General features: G+C 63.3%; 14 protein-coding genes. 8 read left to right on the top strand and 6 right to left on the bottom strand.

The window, feature by feature from the left end:
- Positions 1-96 precede the first annotated feature (96 nt).
- Positions 97-1,971, bottom strand: a complete 1,875-nt coding sequence (locus tag J7573_RS01940; RefSeq protein WP_159409028.1) for a methyl-accepting chemotaxis protein — start codon at positions 1,969-1,971, stop codon at positions 97-99.
- Between the two features lie 165 nt (positions 1,972-2,136).
- On the opposite strand from J7573_RS01940, the gene J7573_RS01935 reads away from it, so the two are divergent.
- Positions 2,137-3,612: a helicase HerA-like domain-containing protein gene (locus J7573_RS01935; protein WP_294324845.1), complete on the top strand. Its 1,476-nt coding sequence runs from the start codon at positions 2,137-2,139 to the stop codon at positions 3,610-3,612.
- Positions 3,613-3,782: 170 nt separating this feature from the next.
- Here J7573_RS01935 and J7573_RS01930 read toward each other — a convergent pair whose 3' ends face one another.
- Both J7573_RS01930 and J7573_RS01925 read right to left on the bottom strand, forming a co-directional pair.
- Positions 3,783-5,255: an inorganic phosphate transporter gene (locus J7573_RS01930; protein ID WP_079226693.1), complete on the bottom strand. Its 1,473-nt coding sequence runs from the start codon at positions 5,253-5,255 to the stop codon at positions 3,783-3,785.
- Between the two features lie 315 nt (positions 5,256-5,570).
- Entirely contained in the window at positions 5,571-5,771 is a 201-nt protein-coding gene (locus tag J7573_RS01925; RefSeq protein WP_027917930.1) for a hypothetical protein, read from the bottom strand.
- A gap of 458 nt (positions 5,772-6,229) precedes the next feature.
- Here J7573_RS01925 and pcaR point away from each other — a divergent pair, with 458 nt between their 5' ends.
- The 7 genes from pcaR to pcaC all read left to right on the top strand — a co-directional run bounded on the left by pcaR (position 6,230) and on the right by pcaC (position 14,126).
- Positions 6,230-7,105, top strand: a complete 876-nt coding sequence (pcaR, locus tag J7573_RS01920) for a pca regulon transcriptional regulator PcaR (RefSeq protein WP_294324844.1) — start codon at positions 6,230-6,232, stop codon at positions 7,103-7,105.
- Positions 7,106-7,396: 291 nt separating this feature from the next.
- The gene (locus J7573_RS01915; protein ID WP_294324843.1) at positions 7,397-8,740 is read left to right on the top strand and encodes an MFS transporter; all 1,344 of its coding nucleotides are present in this window, start codon (positions 7,397-7,399) and stop codon (positions 8,738-8,740) included.
- A 153-nt stretch (positions 8,741-8,893) separates the two neighbouring features.
- Positions 8,894-10,099, top strand: a complete 1,206-nt coding sequence (gene pcaF / locus J7573_RS01910; protein WP_205524627.1) for a 3-oxoadipyl-CoA thiolase — start codon at positions 8,894-8,896, stop codon at positions 10,097-10,099.
- Positions 10,100-10,268: 169 nt separating this feature from the next.
- The gene (locus J7573_RS01905; protein ID WP_159409034.1) at positions 10,269-11,558 is read left to right on the top strand and encodes an MFS family transporter; all 1,290 of its coding nucleotides are present in this window, start codon (positions 10,269-10,271) and stop codon (positions 11,556-11,558) included.
- A gap of 9 nt (positions 11,559-11,567) precedes the next feature.
- Positions 11,568-12,920, top strand: coding sequence for a 3-carboxy-cis,cis-muconate cycloisomerase (locus J7573_RS01900; protein WP_294324842.1), 1,353 nt, complete (start codon positions 11,568-11,570; stop codon positions 12,918-12,920).
- 11 nt (positions 12,921-12,931) lie between these two features.
- Entirely contained in the window at positions 12,932-13,723 is a 792-nt protein-coding gene (gene pcaD, locus J7573_RS01895; protein WP_294324841.1) for a 3-oxoadipate enol-lactonase, read from the top strand.
- A gap of 10 nt (positions 13,724-13,733) precedes the next feature.
- Positions 13,734-14,126 carry a 4-carboxymuconolactone decarboxylase gene (pcaC, locus tag J7573_RS01890; protein ID WP_085675148.1) on the top strand — a complete coding sequence of 131 codons (393 nt, stop codon included), beginning with the start codon at positions 13,734-13,736 and terminating at the stop codon, positions 14,124-14,126.
- Here the strand turns inward: pcaC and J7573_RS01885 are convergent.
- The 3 genes from J7573_RS01885 to J7573_RS01875 form a co-directional block, all read right to left on the bottom strand.
- The gene (locus J7573_RS01885; RefSeq protein ID WP_294324840.1) at positions 14,123-14,635 is read right to left on the bottom strand and encodes an Mpo1-like protein; all 513 of its coding nucleotides are present in this window, start codon (positions 14,633-14,635) and stop codon (positions 14,123-14,125) included. The genes pcaC and J7573_RS01885 overlap by 4 nt on opposite strands.
- A gap of 194 nt (positions 14,636-14,829) precedes the next feature.
- Positions 14,830-15,753 (bottom strand): LysR family transcriptional regulator, encoded by a 924-nt coding sequence (locus tag J7573_RS01880; RefSeq protein WP_294324839.1) that lies wholly within the window; start codon positions 15,751-15,753, stop codon positions 14,830-14,832.
- A 159-nt stretch (positions 15,754-15,912) separates the two neighbouring features.
- Positions 15,913-17,169 carry an OprD family porin gene (locus tag J7573_RS01875; RefSeq protein WP_294324838.1) on the bottom strand — a complete coding sequence of 419 codons (1,257 nt, stop codon included), beginning with the start codon at positions 17,167-17,169 and terminating at the stop codon, positions 15,913-15,915.
- Positions 17,170-17,520 lie beyond the last annotated feature (351 nt).

Raw genomic sequence — 17,520 nt, 5'->3', positions numbered from 1 at the left:
CTAAAGCCGCTCCCACAGGATCTCCACTGCTCTTGAAGCCGAGGTGATCCCTGTGGGAGCGGCTTTAGCCGCGAAGCAGGCGACGCAGTCTGAGCGTCAGATGCGGAAGCTGCCGACCAGATGCTTGAGGCGGGTGGCCTGCTGCTCAAGGTCCGAGCAGGCGCGCAGGGTGGCCTGCAGGTTCTCGACACCTTCCTGGTTGAGCATGTTGATCTCGTTGATGTCCATGTTGATCGAGTCGACCACGGCGGTCTGCTCTTCGGTGGCGGTGGCCACCGACTGGTTCATGCCGTCGATTTCGCCGATGCGCACGGTCACGCTGTCCAGGCGCTCGCCGGCCTGGTTGGCGATCTGCATGCTGTCCTGGCTGTGGCGCTGGCTCTGGCCCATGGTATCGACCGACTCGCGGGCACCGACCTGCAGCTCTTCGATCATCGTCTGCACCTGCTGCGCCGATTCCTGGGTGCGGTGCGCCAGGTTGCGGACTTCGTCGGCGACCACGGCAAAACCACGCCCGGCTTCACCAGCGCGGGCTGCTTCGATCGCGGCATTGAGCGCCAGCAGGTTGGTCTGCTGGGAAATGCTGGTGATCACTTCGAGGATCTGGCCGATGTTCACGGTCTTGCTGTTGAGCGTTTCGATGTGGGCGCTCGAGGTGACGATCAGGTCGGACAGGCGGTTCATCGCGGCGATGTTGCGCTCCACCACCTGCTGGCCTTCCTCGGCCAGCAGGCGCGCGGAGCTGGCGTGCTGCGAGGCCTGGGCGGCATTGCCGGCGATTTCCTGGGCGGCGGCGCCGAGTTCGTTGATGGCCGCGGCCACACTGTTGGTGCGGTTGGACTGCTCGTCGGAGTTGGCCATCGACGAATTCGAGGCGCTGATCACGCGGAGGGCCACTTCGTTGACCTGCTCGGTCGCCGACGACACTTCGCGGATCGAGCCGTGGATACGTTCGACGAAGCGGTTGAAGGCCTTGCCGAGAATGCCGAACTCGTCGTGGTTGTGGATGCTCAGGCGCTTGGTCAGGTCGCCTTCACCTTCGGCGATGTCTTCCATGGCGCGGGTCATGGTGTGCAGCGGCTGCATCAGCACGCGGATCAGCAGGCCGAGCAGGCCGATGATGATCACCACCGCCACCAGCGTGGCGATCACCGCCGAGGTGCGGAAGGTGCTGAGCATGGCAAAGGCCTTGTCCTTGTCCACCGACAGGCCGATGTACCAGTTGGCCGAGGGCAGGCCTTTGATCGGGGTGAAGGTCAGCAGGCGAGCCTGGCCGTTGGCGTCGACTTCGGTCAGCTCGCCGGACAGTTTCGGCGTTTGCTGCGGGAACAGGTCCGACAGCGACTTCATGACCAGTTCCTTGTCCGGGTGGACCAGGATCTTGCCCTGGTCGTTGACCAGGAAGGCATAACCCATGCCGCCAAAGTTCAGCGAGTTGATGATCTGCACCAGACCATCGAGGGCCAGGTCGCCACCGACCACGCCGACGCTGGCGGACACCTTGCTGAGGATGCCGATGACCATCTTGTTGGTGGTCAGGTCGATGTAGGGCTCGGTGAGAATCGCACCTTGGGCGTTCATGCCGTCCTTGTACCAGGGGCGGGTACGCGGGTCGTAGCCATCAGGCATCTTGGAGTCCGGGCGTACGCTGAAACCACCATCGACCTTGCCCAGGTAGACGGTGAGGAAGCTCGAGATCAGGGCATTCTGGCCCATCAGGGTTTCGGCGTTGGCTGGTTGCTGGGCAATGTTCTGCGCCAGGTTTTCCACCAGCTTGATACGGCCATCGAACAGGTTGCGGATGTTGGTCGAAGTGGATTCGCCCATTTCAGCCAGATAATTCTCCAGATTCTCGCGGATCGCATTACGCTGGAGGTAATCGTTGTAAAGGGTGAACAGGCTGAAGGCGAGTATCACGATCAATGACGCAGCCAAAAGGATCTTGTGGCTGAAACGCAGGTTTTTGTTCATGGCGTAATCGTTTCCGCTAAGGTTTTTATCGGGCGTTCGCACGGTGTCGCTGCAAACAGTGCAACATCCCGAAAAGTCCTTTTTCGGTTGCTCCTGTCTATTAAGGCGAATATCACCCAAAGGTATCGGCCGAATTAAGCCAAAGCTTGAGCGGGGATTAGAGAGATGTCGGAAACTTCGACCATAGTTGTAGGCGCTGACCCGAGCGGTCAGCCAGTGCAGCAAGCCATGCGCCTGGCGAATCGCCACGGCCTGGTGGCCGGTGCTACCGGTACCGGCAAGACCGTGACCCTGCAGCACCTGGCGGAGGTGTTCAGCGATGCTGGCGTGGCGGTGTTCGCGGCAGACGTCAAAGGCGACCTGTGCGGCCTGGGTGCGGCAGGTGCGCCACAAGGCAAGGTGGCCGAGCGGATCGCTGGCATGCCTTGGCTGGGGTATACGCCAAAAGCCTACCCGGTAACGCTCTGGGATGTGGCGGGGCAGTCCGGCCACCCGTTGCGTACCACCCTCAGCGAAATGGGCCCGTTGCTGCTCGGCAACCTGCTGGAGCTGACCGACAGCCAGCAGGCCGCGCTGTATGCGGCGTACAAGGTGGCGGATCGCGAAGGCTTGCTGCTGCTTGACCTGAAAGACCTCAAGGCCTTGTTGGCGCACCTGAAGGACAACCCGCAACTGTTGGGTGAAGACAGCGCGTTGATGACCACTGGCTCGACCCAGGCCTTGCTGCGCCGGCTGGCAACCCTTGAGCAACAGGGCGCCGAGGCGTTGTTTGGCGAACCGGCGTTGCAACTGGAGGACCTGTTGCGGCCGGATGCCGATGGCCGTGGGCGTATCCACTTGCTTGATGCCAGCCGGCTGGTGCATGAGGCGCCAAAGGTGTACGCGACATTCCTGCTGTGGCTGCTGGCTGAGTTGTTCGAGCAGCTGCCGGAGCGCGGTGATGCCGACAAACCGGTACTGGCGCTGTTCTTCGATGAGGCCCATCTGTTGTTCAACGGCACGCCGAAAGCGCTGCAGGACCGCCTGGAGCAGGTGGTACGGCTGATCCGTTCCAAGGGGGTTGGCGTGTATTTCGTCACCCAGTCCCCAGGTGATCTGCCCGATAGCGTATTGGCGCAGCTTGGCTTGCGTATCCAGCACGGCCTGCGCGCCTTCACCGCCAAAGAGCAGAAGTCGCTCAGGGCCGTGGCGGATGGCTTCCGCCCGAACCCGTCGTTCGACAGCCTGGCGGTGCTGACCGAACTGGGGATTGGCGAGGCATTGGTCGGCACTCTGGAAGAGAAGGGCACGCCGGCAATGGTCCAGCGGGTATTGATCGCACCACCGCAATCGCGTATCGGGCCTTTGAGTGCAGCCGAGCGCAGTGCGTTGATTGCGGCTTCGCCTTTGCTGGGGCGGTATGACAAGGCGATCGACCGGGAGTCGGCCTATGAAATGCTGACCCAGCGCAAAGGTGAGCCGGTGGAGCCGGCGCCAGTGCCAAAGGCGGACGAAGAGAGTTTCACTGACAAGGCAGGCGAGTTTCTTCAGAGTGCGGCGGGGCAGGCGATCAAGTCGGCGGTGCGCCAGGCGGCCAATCAGCTGGGGCGGCAGCTGGTACGTGGGTTGATGGGGTCGTTGCTGGGTGGCAAGAAGCGGTAATTGCCTGTGCCGGCCCTTTCGCGGGCAAGCCCGCTCCCACAGGTGTGGCGATCAGCCTGAGGGCAGCGCCATTCCTGTGGGAGCGGGCTTGTCCCGCGAAGAGGTCGGCACAGGAAAAACACCCACGAAAAAGGCGCCCTGGGGCGCCTTTTTCAGTGCAGCGGGATCGCTCAGGCCAGTGCCTTGGAGGCCAGCCAGAACAGCCCGGCTGCCAGGCCCATCGACGCCGGCAGGGTCAGTACCCAGGCCAGCAGGATGGTCTTCACGGTACCGCCTTGCAGGCCGCTCTTGTTGGCGACCATGGTGCCAGCAACGCCGGACGACAGCACGTGGGTGGTCGACACCGGCAGGGCGAACACGTTGGCCATGCCGATGGCGCAGGCCGCGGTGATCTGCGCCGACATGCCCTGGGCATAGGTCATGCCCTGCTTGCCGATCTTCTCGCCGACGGTCAGCACCACACGCTTCCAGCCGACCATGGTGCCCAGGCCCAGGGCCAGGGCGACGGCCACGATCACCCAGAACGGGGCGTATTCAGTGGTAGCGGTCAGGTCCTTGCGCAGCTTCTCGAGGTCGGCCTTTTCACGGGCGTCCAGGCCAGGCAGCTTGCCGACCTTCTTCGCGGTGTCGTCCAGGCACAGCAGATAGCGGCGCACTTCAACACGCTTCTCGGCATCCAGCGCGTGGTAGTCGGTCACGCCTTGCAGCGAAGACTGCAGGGCGGCGATGGTCGGTTCGGTCTGCTGCGGGTTGCAGCTGAACTGCTCCGGCAGGTCGGTCGACTTGGCCTTGCCCAGTGCCAGGAACTCGCCCAGTGTGGCGGCGTTGCGCTGGTAGAACTGGCTCATGTGCAGGGTGGCGTCGCGGGTGCGTTCGATCTGGTAGGTGGTGCTGTTCAGGTCGAGGACGAACTTGGCCGGGACGATACCGATCAGCACCAGCATGATCAGGCCGATGCCTTTCTGGCCATCGTTGGAACCGTGCACGAAGCTCACGCCCATGGCCGAAATCACCAGGACCAGGCGGTTCCAGAACGGTGGGTGCTTCTTGTCGTCGAGCTTGCGGCGCTGGTCCGGGGTCTTGTGCATCTTCGACAGCGGGCGCCACCATTTCAGGCCGACCAGCACCAGTGCGGCGACAGCGAAGCCGGCAATCGGCGAGACCACCAGCGACATGGCGATATCGATCGCCTTCTGCCAGTTGACGCCATCGCCCAGCGGGATGTCGTTGATCAAAGCGTTGGCCAGGCCCACGCCGAGGATCGAGCCGATCAGGGTGTGCGAGCTGGAAGCGGGAATGCCGAAGTACCAGGTGCCGAGGTTCCAGGTGATGGCCGCGGCCAGCAACGAGAAGACCATGGCCAGGCCATGCCCGGTATTCACATTGATCAGCAGTTCGACCGGCAGCAGGTGCACGATGGCGTAGGCCACCCCGACACCACCGAGCAGAACGCCGAGGAAGTTGAACACCCCGGAGAAGAACACGGCCAGGTGTGGTGGCATGGCTTTGGTATAGATGACGGTGGCTACCGCGTTTGCGGTGTCATGAAAGCCATTGATGAACTCGAATGCGAGCACGAAGGTCAGGGCGAGCAGCAGGCTCACCAATACCCAGGCATCCAGTCCGCTGAATAAATCGATCATGAAGGTTGTCTGGCGGTCATAGGGGGGCGGGATTATGCCAGAAAACCTTGGCAATCGATGCACCCACTGCTGACCGATGGCAGCTTTGTGAGCGCCCCCTCAGCCCAGCAGGTGACGTGATCTGGCGGAAAAAGTTCCGTTAAAAATCAAGAAGTCGCCAAAAAATCGTTAAATTTCTGGAAAAATCTCGGCGCCGCAGCGCTTCAAACGGTTGTATGAAATTTGTGTAATTCCATTTCATCCTCGGCCTTTCGGTAAAGATCGGCCGCGTCGAGGGCGCTAGGCCCGCGACGTGATGGCAGTGCAACAGGCAGCTCAGGGTTGCTCGCTGCGCAGTTCCTTTTCCATTTTTTCCAGTTCCTGGCTGAACGCCTGGTCCTGAACGGTGGCGCGTTTGCGCCAAGGCTTGCGCTCCGGTTCCGGTTGCGCGGCATAGGTGGTGACTTCACCACCGTAAACTTCCTTGTAACGTTCTGCCTGGCGCTCGAGTTCCGCGCGCAGTTCATCTTTCGTCACAGTAATACCTGAATGAGTAGAAGTGGCTGGTGTTGCATGCAGGTGCAAGTTGCCCATGCATGCGACGTGCTGGTTGGCGGATGAAAGCCGGGCCAGTATTCCATTGCCGGAGTGTCGATCCGGGCCAGCGGAATCGATTATAGCAATCGGTAAATCGCCAAACAGGGATATTTATGTAATAGCGTGCAAAGTTTCAAGGCTACAGGCGGCCTGTACAAACTTTGAGCAAACAGCACCTGGAAGAGTTCACCGTCTTTTTACCGCAAGGCGGAAATAAAACGGCCCCGCACGAGGCGAGGCCGTTGCCTGGGGACTTCTACGGTGGGTACCTGACCAGTCTCTCCAAAGAAGCCACATGTGGCAGGAGAAAGGTATAAGTAAATTTGTCGGCGGTCAATTGCGATTATCGGCCGTTCGTTCGATAATCGCACGAGCCAGCGATTTTTTTGAGGTGAGCGATGAACGACGAAACCACGGCCAACGAATCTGCCAACCCAGAGGTGTCCCGCCCGAGCGCACCCGCACTGGCACCGCCGATCGTGGCCTCGCCGGCCAAGCGTATTCAGGCGTTTACCGGTGACCCTGACTTCATGACCTCCCTGGCGCGTGGCCTGGCGGTGATCCAGGCCTTCCAGGAGCGCAAGCGCCACCTGACCATCGCCCAGATCAGCCATCGCACCGAGATCCCCAGGGCCGCCGTACGCCGCTGCCTGCACACGCTGATCAAGCTGGGTTACGCCACCACGGACGGGCGCACCTATTCGCTGCTGCCGAAGGTGTTGACCCTGGGCCATGCCTACCTGTCGTCGACGCCGCTGGCGGTGTCGGCCCAGCCGTATCTGGACCGCATCAGCGACCAGTTGCACGAGGCAGCCAACATGGCCACCCTCGAAGGTGACGACATCCTTTATATAGCCCGTTCGGCCACGGTGGAGCGGCTGATTTCGGTCGACCTTTCGGTCGGTGGGCGGTTGCCGGCCTATTGCACGTCCATGGGGCGCATCCTGCTGGCGGCAATGGACGATACCAGCCTGCGCGAATACCTCGATCGTGCCGACCTCAAGGCGCGTACCAGCCGTACCCTGAACGACCCCGAGTCGTTGTTCGCCTGCATCCAGCAGGTGCGGGAGCAGGGCTGGTGCGTGGTCGACCAGGAACTGGAGCAGGGTCTGCGCTCGATCGCCGTGCCTATCTATGATGCGTCCGGGCAGGTGCTGGCGGCGCTGAACGTGAGCACCCATGTCGGGCGGGTGACGCGCAGCGAGCTGGAGCAGCGCTTCCTGCCGATCCTGCTGGCGGCCAGTCGCGACCTTTGCCATCAGTTGTTCGGTTGACGGTGTTGGCGGCACTGTTTCCTGTTCGATAAACGCACAGTGTCGCTCCGGGTGAATTGCGCCACCCGCAATCGCTGATTAATGTCTCTCGCAACGGTCGGCTCTGCCGACCGATACAAGAAAAATATAAGAGGCGCATCCCATGACCACTGTCACCCGACTGCCGCGGCCGCACCCGTTCGCAGTGCCGTTGTATCCAGGCTGATTCAGGCCGCACTTCATCGCTAATCAAGCCCTGTGCTATTGACCCTGGTGCAGTGGCCCGACCGTGCCCCATTCTGGATAACAACAATGAACCAGCCACACTCTGTCGGGAACACTCTCGACGTCCAGTCGTTCATCAATGAACAACCGCTGTCGCGCTATCAGTGGCGCGTGGTGATCCTCTGCTTTTTGATCGTTTTCCTCGATGGCCTCGATACTGCGGCCATGGGTTTCATCGCGCCTGCCTTGTCGCAGGAGTGGGGCATCGACCGCGCAAGCCTTGGCCCGGTGATGAGTGCCGCGTTGATCGGCATGGTGTTCGGTGCCCTGGGTTCCGGGCCGCTGGCCGACCGTTTCGGGCGCAAGGGCGTGCTGGTCGGTGCGGTGCTGGTGTTCGGTGGTTTCAGCCTGGCTTCGGCCTATGCCGGCAACGTCGACCAGCTGCTGGTGCTGCGCTTCCTGACAGGCCTGGGGCTGGGGGCGGGGATGCCCAATGCCACCACGCTGCTGTCCGAATACACCCCGGAGCGTCTCAAGTCGCTGCTGGTGACCAGCATGTTCTGCGGCTTCAACCTGGGCATGGCCGGTGGTGGTTTCATCTCCGCAAAGATGATCCCGGCCTACGGCTGGCACAGCCTGCTGGTGATCGGTGGCGTGCTGCCGCTGCTGCTGGCAGTGGTGCTGATGGTCTGGCTGCCGGAATCGGCGCGCTTCCTGGTGGTGCGCAACCGCGGTAACGACAAGGTGCGCAAGACCTTGTCACCGATCGCGCCGGCGGTGGTGGCACAGGCGGCCAGCTTCAGCGTACCGGAGCAGAAGGCCGTGGCTGCGCGCAATGTGTTTGCGGTGATCTTCTCGGGTACCTACGGCCTGGGCACGGTGTTGCTGTGGCTGACCTACTTCATGGGCCTGGTGATCGTCTACCTGCTGACCAGCTGGCTGCCGACGCTGATGCGCGACAGTGGCGCCAGCATGGAACAGGCCGCGTTCATCGGTGCGTTGTTCCAGTTCGGCGGTGTGCTCAGCGCCGTAGGGGTAGGCTGGGCCATGGACCGCTTCAACCCGCACAAGGTCATTGGCATCTTCTACCTGCTGGCCGGGGTGTTTGCCTACGCCGTGGGCCAGAGCCTGGGCAACATCACCGTGCTCGCCACCCTGGTGCTGGTGGCCGGCATGTGTGTCAACGGTGCACAGTCGGCCATGCCTTCGCTGGCCGCGCGCTTCTACCCGACCCAAGGTCGCGCCACAGGCGTATCGTGGATGTTGGGCATCGGCCGCTTCGGCGCGATCCTCGGGGCCTGGAGCGGTGCAACGCTGCTGGGCCTGGGCTGGAACTTCGAACAGGTACTGACCGCCTTGCTGGTGCCGGCGGCGCTGGCGACGGTGGGAGTGATCGTCAAAGGGTTGGTGAGCCACGCCGACGCGACCTGACCAGGTGAGGGCCGCATTGCGGCCCTGACATCGGAGATGGATAGCAGGGCAACATTTTGTTCGATAACCGCACATTTAGTCGATTATCGAATTGTAAGCGACCCCTCAGTCTCCTTAATCTGGGCTCAACGTAGCACCCCTGGCAGGAGAAGCCTGATGCGTGAAGTATTTATCTGTGACGCCATCCGCACCCCGATCGGCCGCTTCGGCGGCGCCCTGGCCGGCGTGCGTGCCGACGACCTGGCAGCCGTTCCGCTGAAGGCGCTGATCGAGCGCAACCCGTCGGTACAGTGGGACCAGCTCGACGAAGTGTTCTTCGGCTGCGCCAACCAGGCCGGTGAAGACAACCGCAACGTCGCGCGTATGGCCCTGCTGCTGGCTGGGCTGCCAGAGAGCGTCCCGGGCGTGACCCTGAACCGCCTGTGCGCCTCGGGCATGGATGCCATCGGCACTGCCTTCCGTGCCATTGCCAGTGGCGAAATGGAGTTTGTGATTGCCGGCGGCGTCGAGTCGATGTCGCGTGCGCCGTTCGTCATGGGCAAGGCCGAAAGCGGCTACTCGCGCAACATGAAGCTCGAGGACACCACCATCGGCTGGCGTTTCATCAACCCGCTGATGAAGAGCCAGTACGGCGTCGACGCCATGCCGGAAACTGCCGACAACGTGGCTGACGACTACCAGGTTTCCCGCGCTGACCAGGACGCCTTTGCCCTGCGCAGCCAGCAGAAGGCTGCTGCGGCCCAGGCTGCCGGTTTCTTCGCCGAAGAGATCGTGCCGGTGCGTATCGCCCACAAGAAGGGTGAAACCATCGTCGAGCGTGACGAGCACCTGCGCCCTGAGACCACGCTGGAAGCGCTGACCAAGCTCAAGCCGGTCAATGGTCCGGACAAGACCGTCACCGCGGGCAACGCCTCCGGCGTGAACGATGGTGCCGCAGCACTGATCCTGGCCTCGGCCGAGGCGGTGAAGAAACACGGCCTGACCCCACGTGCCCGCGTACTGGGCATGGCCAGCGCCGGTGTTGCCCCGCGTGTCATGGGCATCGGCCCGGTGCCAGCGGTGCGCAAGCTGACCGAGCGCCTGGGTGTGGCGGTGAATGATTTCGACGTGATCGAGCTCAACGAAGCCTTTGCCAGCCAAGGCCTGGCGGTGCTGCGTGAGCTGGGTGTGGCCGACGATGCGCCGCAGGTGAACCCCAACGGCGGCGCGATCGCCCTGGGCCACCCGCTGGGCATGAGCGGTGCGCGCCTGGTGCTGACTGCGCTTCACCAGCTGGAGAAGAGCGGCGGGCGCAAGGGCCTGGCGACCATGTGTGTGGGCGTCGGCCAAGGGTTGGCGCTGGCCATCGAGCGGGTTTGACCTGTACCGGCCTCTTCGCGGGCAAGCCCGCTCCCACCGGGGGAACCACGCCTCCCTCTGTCGGAACGGGTTTACCCGCGAGGAGGCCAATTGCCAGCCCGCAAGCGGAACGAGTGTGTTACTAGGTATGTCTAGACTTACCTAGGACCCCTCCAGGAGTAAAACCGTCATGACCTCAACCTATTACACCGGTGAAGAGCGCAGTAAGCGCATCTTCGCCATCGTCGGTGCCTCTTCGGGCAACCTGGTGGAATGGTTCGACTTCTACGTCTATGCCTTCAGCGCGATCTACTTCGCCGCGTCCTTCTTCCCCTCCGACGACCCTACCGTGCAGCTGCTCAACACAGCCGGCGTATTTGCTGCGGGCTTCCTGATGCGCCCGATCGGTGGCTGGATCTTCGGCCGCCTGGCCGACCGCCATGGCCGCAAGAATTCCCTGATGATCTCGGTGCTGATGATGTGCTTCGGCTCGCTGATGATCGCCTGCCTGCCGACCTATTCGAGCATCGGTGCCTGGGCACCCGCGTTGCTGCTGCTCGCGCGGCTGATCCAGGGCCTGTCGGTGGGTGGCGAGTATGGCACCACCGCGACCTACATGAGTGAAGTGGCCCTGCGCGGTCAGCGTGGCTTCTTCGCGTCGTTCCAGTACGTGACCCTGATCGGCGGCCAGTTGCTGGCGGTGCTGGTGGTGGTGATCATGCAACAACTGCTGACCGAGGAAGAGCTGCGCGCCTGGGGCTGGCGCATTCCGTTCGTGGTCGGCGCCATCGCCGCGCTGATCTCGCTGATGCTGCGCCGCTCGCTGCACGAGACCAGCAGCGCCGAAACCCGCAAAGACAAAGACGCCGGCACCATCAAGGGGCTGTTCCGCAACCACACCGCAGCGTTCATTACCGTGCTGGGCTACACCGCCGGTGGCTCGCTGATCTTCTACACCTTCACCACCTACATGCAGAAGTACCTGGTCAACACGGCAGGCATGCCAGCGAAGACCGCCAGTTTCGTGATGACCGGCGCGTTGTTCCTGTACATGGTGATGCAGCCGTTCTTCGGCATGCTCTCCGACCGCATCGGCCGGCGTAACTCGATGCTGCTGTTCGGTGCGTTGGGCACGATCTTTACCGTACCGCTGCTGATGGCGCTGAAGACCGTGAGCAGCCCGTTCATGGCCTTCGTGCTGATCACCCTGGCCCTGTGCATCGTCAGCTTCTACACCTCGATCAGTGGCCTGGTGAAAGCCGAGATGTTCCCGCCGCAGGTCCGTGCGCTGGGCGTTGGCCTGGCTTACGCGGTGGCCAACGCAGCGTTCGGTGGCTCGGCCGAGTACGTGGCCCTGGGCTTGAAGACCATGGGCATGGAAAACACCTTCTACTGGTACGTGACGGCCATGATGGCGATTGCCTTCCTGTTCAGCCTGCGCCTGCCGAAGCAGGCGGAATACCTGCACCACGATGATTAAGGACGTTGCATGAGCAACCAACTGTTCGACGCCTACTTCACCGCGCCGGCCATGCGCGACGTGTTCTCCGACCGTGGCCGCCTGCAGGGCATGCTCGACTTCGAGGCCGCGCTGGCCCGTGCCGAGGCCGCTGCCGGCCTGGTGCCGCACAGTGCCGTGGCGGCCATCGAAGCGGCCTGCCAGGCCGAACGCTATGACGTGCGCGCCCTGGCCGATGCCATCGCCACCGCCGGCAACTCGGCGATCCCGCTGGTCAAGGCGCTGGGCAAGGTGATCGCCACTGGTGTGCCGGAAGCCGAACGCTACGTGCACCTGGGCGCCACCAGCCAGGATGCGATGGATACCGGGCTGGTGTTGCAGTTGCGCGATGCACTGGCGCTGATCGAAGCGGACCTCGGCAAGCTGGCCGAGACTCTGGCGCGCCAGGCTTTGCAGCATGCCGATACTCCGCTGGTTGGCCGCACCTGGCTGCAACATGCCACGCCAGTGACCCTGGGCATGAAGCTGGCGGGTGTGCTCGGTGCCTTGACTCGCCATCGCCAGCGCCTGCAGGAGCTGCGCCCGCGTCTGCTGGTGCTGCAGTTCGGCGGTGCCTCCGGGAGCCTGGCGGCCCTGGGCAGCAAAGCCCTGCCGGTGGCTGAAGCGCTGGCCGAACAACTCAAGCTGACCTTGCCCGAGCAGCCGTGGCACACCCAGCGTGATCGCCTGGTGGAGTTCGCGTCGGTGCTGGGCCTGGTTGCCGGCAGCCTGGGCAAGTTCGGCCGTGATGTCAGCCTGCTGATGCAGACCGAAGCCGGTGAAGTGTTCGAGCCGTCCGCACCGGGCAAGGGCGGTTCCTCGACCATGCCGCACAAGCGCAACCCGGTGGGTGCGGCGGTGCTGATCGGCGCCGCGACCCGCGTGCCGGGCCTGCTTTCGACGCTGTTCGCCGCCATGCCCCAGGAGCACGAGCGCAGCCTCGGCCTGTGGCATGCCGAATGGGAAACCTTGCCGGACATCTGCTGCCTGGTCTCTGGCGCCCTGCGCCAGGCCCAGGTGATCGCCGAAGGCATGGAAGTGGATGCCGAGCGCATGCGCCGCAACCTCGACCTGACCCAGGGCCTGGTGCTGGCCGAAGCGGTCAGCATCGTGCTTGCCCAGCGCCTGGGCCGTGACCGTGCCCACCACTTGCTGGAGCAGTGCTGCCAGCGGGCCGTGGCCGAACAGCGCCATTTGCGCGCTGTGCTGGGTGACGAGCCGCAGGTCAGTGCCGAACTGAGCGCGGAAGAACTCGACCGCCTGCTCGACCCTGCCCATTACCTCGGCCAGGCCCGCGTCTGGGTGGCGCGCGCCGTGGCTGAACATCAACGTTTGACTGCCTGAAGGAGACCGCTGTGGCGCACTTGCAACTGGCCGATGGCGTACTGAACTACCAACTCGACGGCCCGGCCGATGCGCCGGTGCTGGTGCTGTCCAACTCGCTGGGTACTGACCTTGGCATGTGGGACAGCCAGATTCCGCTTTGGAGCGAACACTTGCGCGTGTTGCGCTACGACACCCGTGGCCATGGCGGTTCGCTGGTGAGTGATGGCCCCTACAGCATCGAGCAACTGGGTCAGGATGTACTGGCGCTGCTCGACGCGCTGGACATCCAGCACGCACACTTTGTCGGCCTGTCCATGGGCGGGCTGATCGGCCAGTGGCTGGGTATCCATGCCGGCGCACGCCTGCACAGCCTGACCCTGTGCAACACCGCCGCCAAGATCGCCAACGACGAGGTGTGGAACACCCGTATCGACACCGTGCTCAAGGGCGGCCAGCAAGCCATGGTCGACCTGCGCGATGCCTCCATCGCCCGCTGGTTCACCCCGGCGTTTGCCCAGCAGCAGCCACAAGAAGCCCAGCGCATCTGCCAGATGCTGGCGCAAACCAGCCCCCAAGGGTATGCCGCCAACTGCGCGGCCGTGCGTGACGCCGATTTCCGTGAGCAACTGGGCCGCATCCAGGTGGCGACGCTGATCGTCGCCGGCACCGAAGACGTGGTCACCACGCCGGAGCATGGCCGCTTCATGCAGGCTGGCATCATCGGTGCCACCTACGCCGAGTTCCCGGCGGCGCACCTGTCCAACGTCGAGATCGGCGAGGCATTCAGCCGCCGCGTACTCGACTTCCTGCTGGCTCGCTGAGGAATTGGCCATGGACGAGAAACAACGTTACGACGCTGGCATGCAGGTTCGCCGCGCAGTGCTGGGCGATGCCCACGTGGACCGCAGCCTGGAGAAGCTCAACGACTTCAACGGCGAGTTCCAGGAAATGATCACCCGGCATGCCTGGGGCGACATCTGGACCCGCCCAGGCCTGCCGCGTCACACCCGCAGCCTGATCACCATCGCCATGCTGATCGGCATGAACCGCAACGACGAGCTCAAGCTGCACCTGCGCGCGGCGGCCAACAACGGCGTGACCCGCGACGAGATCAAGGAAGTGCTGATGCAGAGCGCGATCTACTGCGGCATCCCGGCAGCCAATGCCACCTTCCACATGGCCGAGTCGGTGTGGGATGAGCTGGGCGTAGAGTCGCGGGGCTAGACCCCGCGCACGGCCACCGGCCCGGCATTGGCTTCCACGGCCTGTTTCAGTGCCGGGCACAGGCCCAACATGAACGCCGCTTCAGCCACCACGAACAGCGGGCCGATGATCAGCCCGCTGATATCGTCGACGAACGCGGGCTTGCGGCCTTCGTAATGATGCCCGACGAACTGGATGATCCAGCCCACCACGAACGCCCCCAGCCCGGCGCTGAGCCACAGGCTGGTGGACTGCGTGGCCAGTGCCTGGCCAATCCACAGGCACAGGCCCAGCAGCAGGCCCATGACCAGGCCGAAGCGCAGGTCCAGGCGCAGGTAGAACCGCACGGCAGCGGCAGCCGCGAGCAGGGCGGGGGATAGCCAGATGCCGGCCAGGTCCCAGCCGGGGCGCGACAGCAGCACCGTGACGGCGACGACGATCAGCGGAATGCCGACGAAGTGGGTGGCGATGTTGCGTGGGTCACGGTGGTAGTTGGCGTATTGGCTCAGGTGTTCGACGAGGTTTTTCATTGTTGTTCCTCCCTGGTTTGCCTGATCGGGGTGTGCTGGCTGTGCGGGCCTCTTTGCGGGTAAACCCGCTCCCACAGGTACGGCGCAGTTCTCTGGAGTTGTGGTATTCCTGTGGGAGCGGGTTTGCCCGCGAAGAGGCCGGGACTACCCACCCATATAGCCCAGAATAGCCGGAAGCCACTACCATCATCAGTTCAGCGAATGGCCGCGGCGCGCATTGGTGCATCCAGCCCTACCAGGGTCTCGATCATTGCCCGTGCCGCCGGTGATAACCGGTAGCCGCTGCGACTGACCACCCCACACCTCACGCTCAGGACTTCCAGTGCCGGTGGCAGGTTGCGCCAGTGCAGGCGCACCAGGCGCCCGTTGGCGAGGTCGTCGGCCACGGCTTCTTCGCTGGCCGTGCCCACGGCATCGCTGGCCAGCACCACGCTGCGCAACACCGCCAGGTGCTCGGTCTGCAGGTGCGGGACGAAGTCGCTGCGCCCGCTCAGGTTGGCCAGGCGCTTGCGCACGCCGGGGGCGAGCAGGGCGCTGGCCAAGGGGTAGGTGAACAGGTCGTTGGTCGACAGGCTGTCCTTGGCCAGCAGCGGGTGGCCGGGGCGGCAGAAAAACAGCCCGGGGCGCGGCGTGAGCGGTTCGGTGTGGAAGTTGGGGTCGGCTTCGAAGGGGCGGATGTCATCGACGAAGAACTCGATCTGTTCTCGGCGTAGGGCCTGGCCCAGGCGTTCGGCATTGTCCACCACCAGCGCCGTGCGGATGCCGGGGTGGCTGGCGAGGAAATGTTGCAGCGCTTGCGGGACCAGGCGCACGGCCAGGGCCGGGCCGCTGCCGAAATGCAGTTCGCCGGCGTCGAGCTTGGTCATTTGCAGCACTTCGTTACTCAGCTGAGTGGCGCCTTGCACCAGGCGGCGGGCGTGCTGCAGCACCACCAGGCCTTCAGGGGTCGGGGGCAGGGCTTTGCTGGCGCGGTCGACCAAGGGGCAACCGAAGGTGTGTTCGAGGCCCTGGATGGCCCGGCTGAAGGCGGGTTGGGTGATGCCCATGGCTTCGGCGGCACGGACGAAACTGCGGTATTCGGTAAGGGCGATGAAGTAGCGCAGTTGGCGAAGGTCCATGTCGAGGCTCTGCGGTGGAACAGGGCTCGATTTAAGCGATTGTTTTTTATGTCGTCAAAGAAGGTTTTTTGATTTGTTTATGCCTATCAGTTATTTGTTAAGGCATCTGGCCTCTTCGCGGCTAAAGCCGCTCCCACAGTCGCGAAGAGGCCGGTGGATTTAGAGGAGATTCAGCGGGTAGCTCACGATCAACCGGTTCTCGTCGAACGAGTTGCTGCTGAAGTCTCGGCGCATGGTGGAGTTGCGCCACTTCACTGACAGGTCCTTGAAGGTGCCGGACTGGATCACATAGGCCAGCTCGCTTTCCCGCGCCCATTCCTTGCCGTCGGTCACGCCGCCGGCGGTGACGTTATCGCCCTTGATGTAGCGGTTCATCAGGGTCAGGCCAGGAATACCGACGCTGACGAAGTTGAAGTCGTGACGTACCTGCCAGGAGCGTTCCTTGGCATTGTCGAAGCTCGAGTTGTAGCTGTCGTTGGCCAGGGTGCCGCCACTGGTGCCGTTGACCCGCAGCCAGGCATTGTCACCGCTGACCTTCTGCAGGCCGACGTAGAAGGTGTTGCCCTTGTAGCGCGCCGACAGCATCGCCGAGGCGGTCTTGTTGTCCAGCTGGCCGGCGCGCTCCGCGCCATCTTCCTTGCCCCAGAAGTAGCCCAGGTTGGCGCCCAGGGTCCATTCGCCCAACGGCTGGCTGTGCACCAGGTTGAGGTACTGCTGGCGGTAGATGTCCTTGAGCTGGGCGTCCCACAGGCCGATCATGGTGCGCTTGTCGTTGAAGGTGTATTCACCGCCGCCGAAGTTGAAGCGGTCGGAGGTGAAGGCTGCGCGGCCATTGAGCGACATGTCTTCCATGCTGGCATCGTTGCGCGGGCTGTTGCCGCGGAACTGGCCGGCATACAGGGTCAGGCCTTCGATCTCTTTCGAGGTGACCTGGCCACCACGGAAGGTCTGCGGCAGCGAGCGGCCGTCGTCCGAGCGCAGGATCGGCAATACCGGCATCCATTCACCGACTTTCAGCTCGGTCTCGGACAGCTTGGCTTTCAAGGCCACGCCCAGGCGGCCGAAGTCGTCGGCGGGGCGGCCGTCGTCATGCACCGGCAGCAGCTGGGTGTTGGCGGTGCCTTTGCCGCCATCGAGCTTGATCGAATACAGGCCCAGTACATCCACGCCGAAGCCCACAGTGCCTTGGGTGAAGCCGGAGCGGGCATCGAGGATGAAGCTCTGGGTCCATTCTTCGCCCTTGCCCTGCGGGTAGGCCGGGTCGACGAAGTTGCGGTTGATGTAGAAGTTGCGCAGGTTGAGGCTGGCCTTGGCGTCCTCCATGAAGCCGCCATTGTCGGCGGCGTATACAGGCAGGGCGCAGGAAATGGCCAACAGGCCGGGCAGCAGCTGGCGTGCGGGTTGCGAAGTGCTCATCTGTCGTAAATCTCTTGTTTTTATGGGCGAACCGCTGCGCTGCAGGATGCGGCCTGCAGGCGCGGGTCTTGTGATGAACTTGCGAAGCGTTGCGTGGGGATGGTGCGGGGCTGGGCGGGGGGGAGGCAATTCGCCGCAAACGGTATTGGGCGATAATCGAACGCTATGTAACGTCTAGTTAATTATTTGCCTGCACTGGCCTCTTCGCGGGTAAACCCGCTCCCACAGGTTTTGCACAAATGCTGAAGGCTGTGCTGTACCTGTGGGGGCGGGTTTACCCGCGAAGAGGCCAGTGCAGGCAAATAATTAACTAGACGTTACATAGCGTTCGATTATCGCCCAATACCGTTT

Origin of the sequence: Pseudomonas sp. (assembly GCF_017744435.1) — a bacterium.
Lineage (GTDB): Bacteria > Pseudomonadota > Gammaproteobacteria > Pseudomonadales > Pseudomonadaceae > Aquipseudomonas.
Note: the sequence above shows the minus strand (reverse complement) of the source record. Positions and strands in the feature narration are given on the sequence as shown.

Coding starts and splice junctions, on each gene's coding strand:
- J7573_RS01940 (WP_159409028.1), bottom strand. CDS start 1,971: ATGAACAAAAACCTGCGTTTCAGCCACAAGATCCTTTTGGCTGCGTCA.
- J7573_RS01935 (WP_294324845.1), top strand. CDS start 2,137: ATGTCGGAAACTTCGACCATAGTTGTAGGCGCTGACCCGAGCGGTCAG.
- J7573_RS01930 (WP_079226693.1), bottom strand. CDS start 5,255: ATGATCGATTTATTCAGCGGACTGGATGCCTGGGTATTGGTGAGCCTG.
- pcaR (WP_294324844.1), top strand. CDS start 6,230: ATGAACGACGAAACCACGGCCAACGAATCTGCCAACCCAGAGGTGTCC.
- J7573_RS01915 (WP_294324843.1), top strand. CDS start 7,397: ATGAACCAGCCACACTCTGTCGGGAACACTCTCGACGTCCAGTCGTTC.
- J7573_RS01905 (WP_159409034.1), top strand. CDS start 10,269: ATGACCTCAACCTATTACACCGGTGAAGAGCGCAGTAAGCGCATCTTC.
- J7573_RS01900 (WP_294324842.1), top strand. CDS start 11,568: ATGAGCAACCAACTGTTCGACGCCTACTTCACCGCGCCGGCCATGCGC.
- pcaC (WP_085675148.1), top strand. CDS start 13,734: ATGGACGAGAAACAACGTTACGACGCTGGCATGCAGGTTCGCCGCGCA.
- J7573_RS01885 (WP_294324840.1), bottom strand. CDS start 14,635: ATGAAAAACCTCGTCGAACACCTGAGCCAATACGCCAACTACCACCGT.
- J7573_RS01880 (WP_294324839.1), bottom strand. CDS start 15,753: ATGGACCTTCGCCAACTGCGCTACTTCATCGCCCTTACCGAATACCGC.
- J7573_RS01875 (WP_294324838.1), bottom strand. CDS start 17,169: ATGAGCACTTCGCAACCCGCACGCCAGCTGCTGCCCGGCCTGTTGGCC.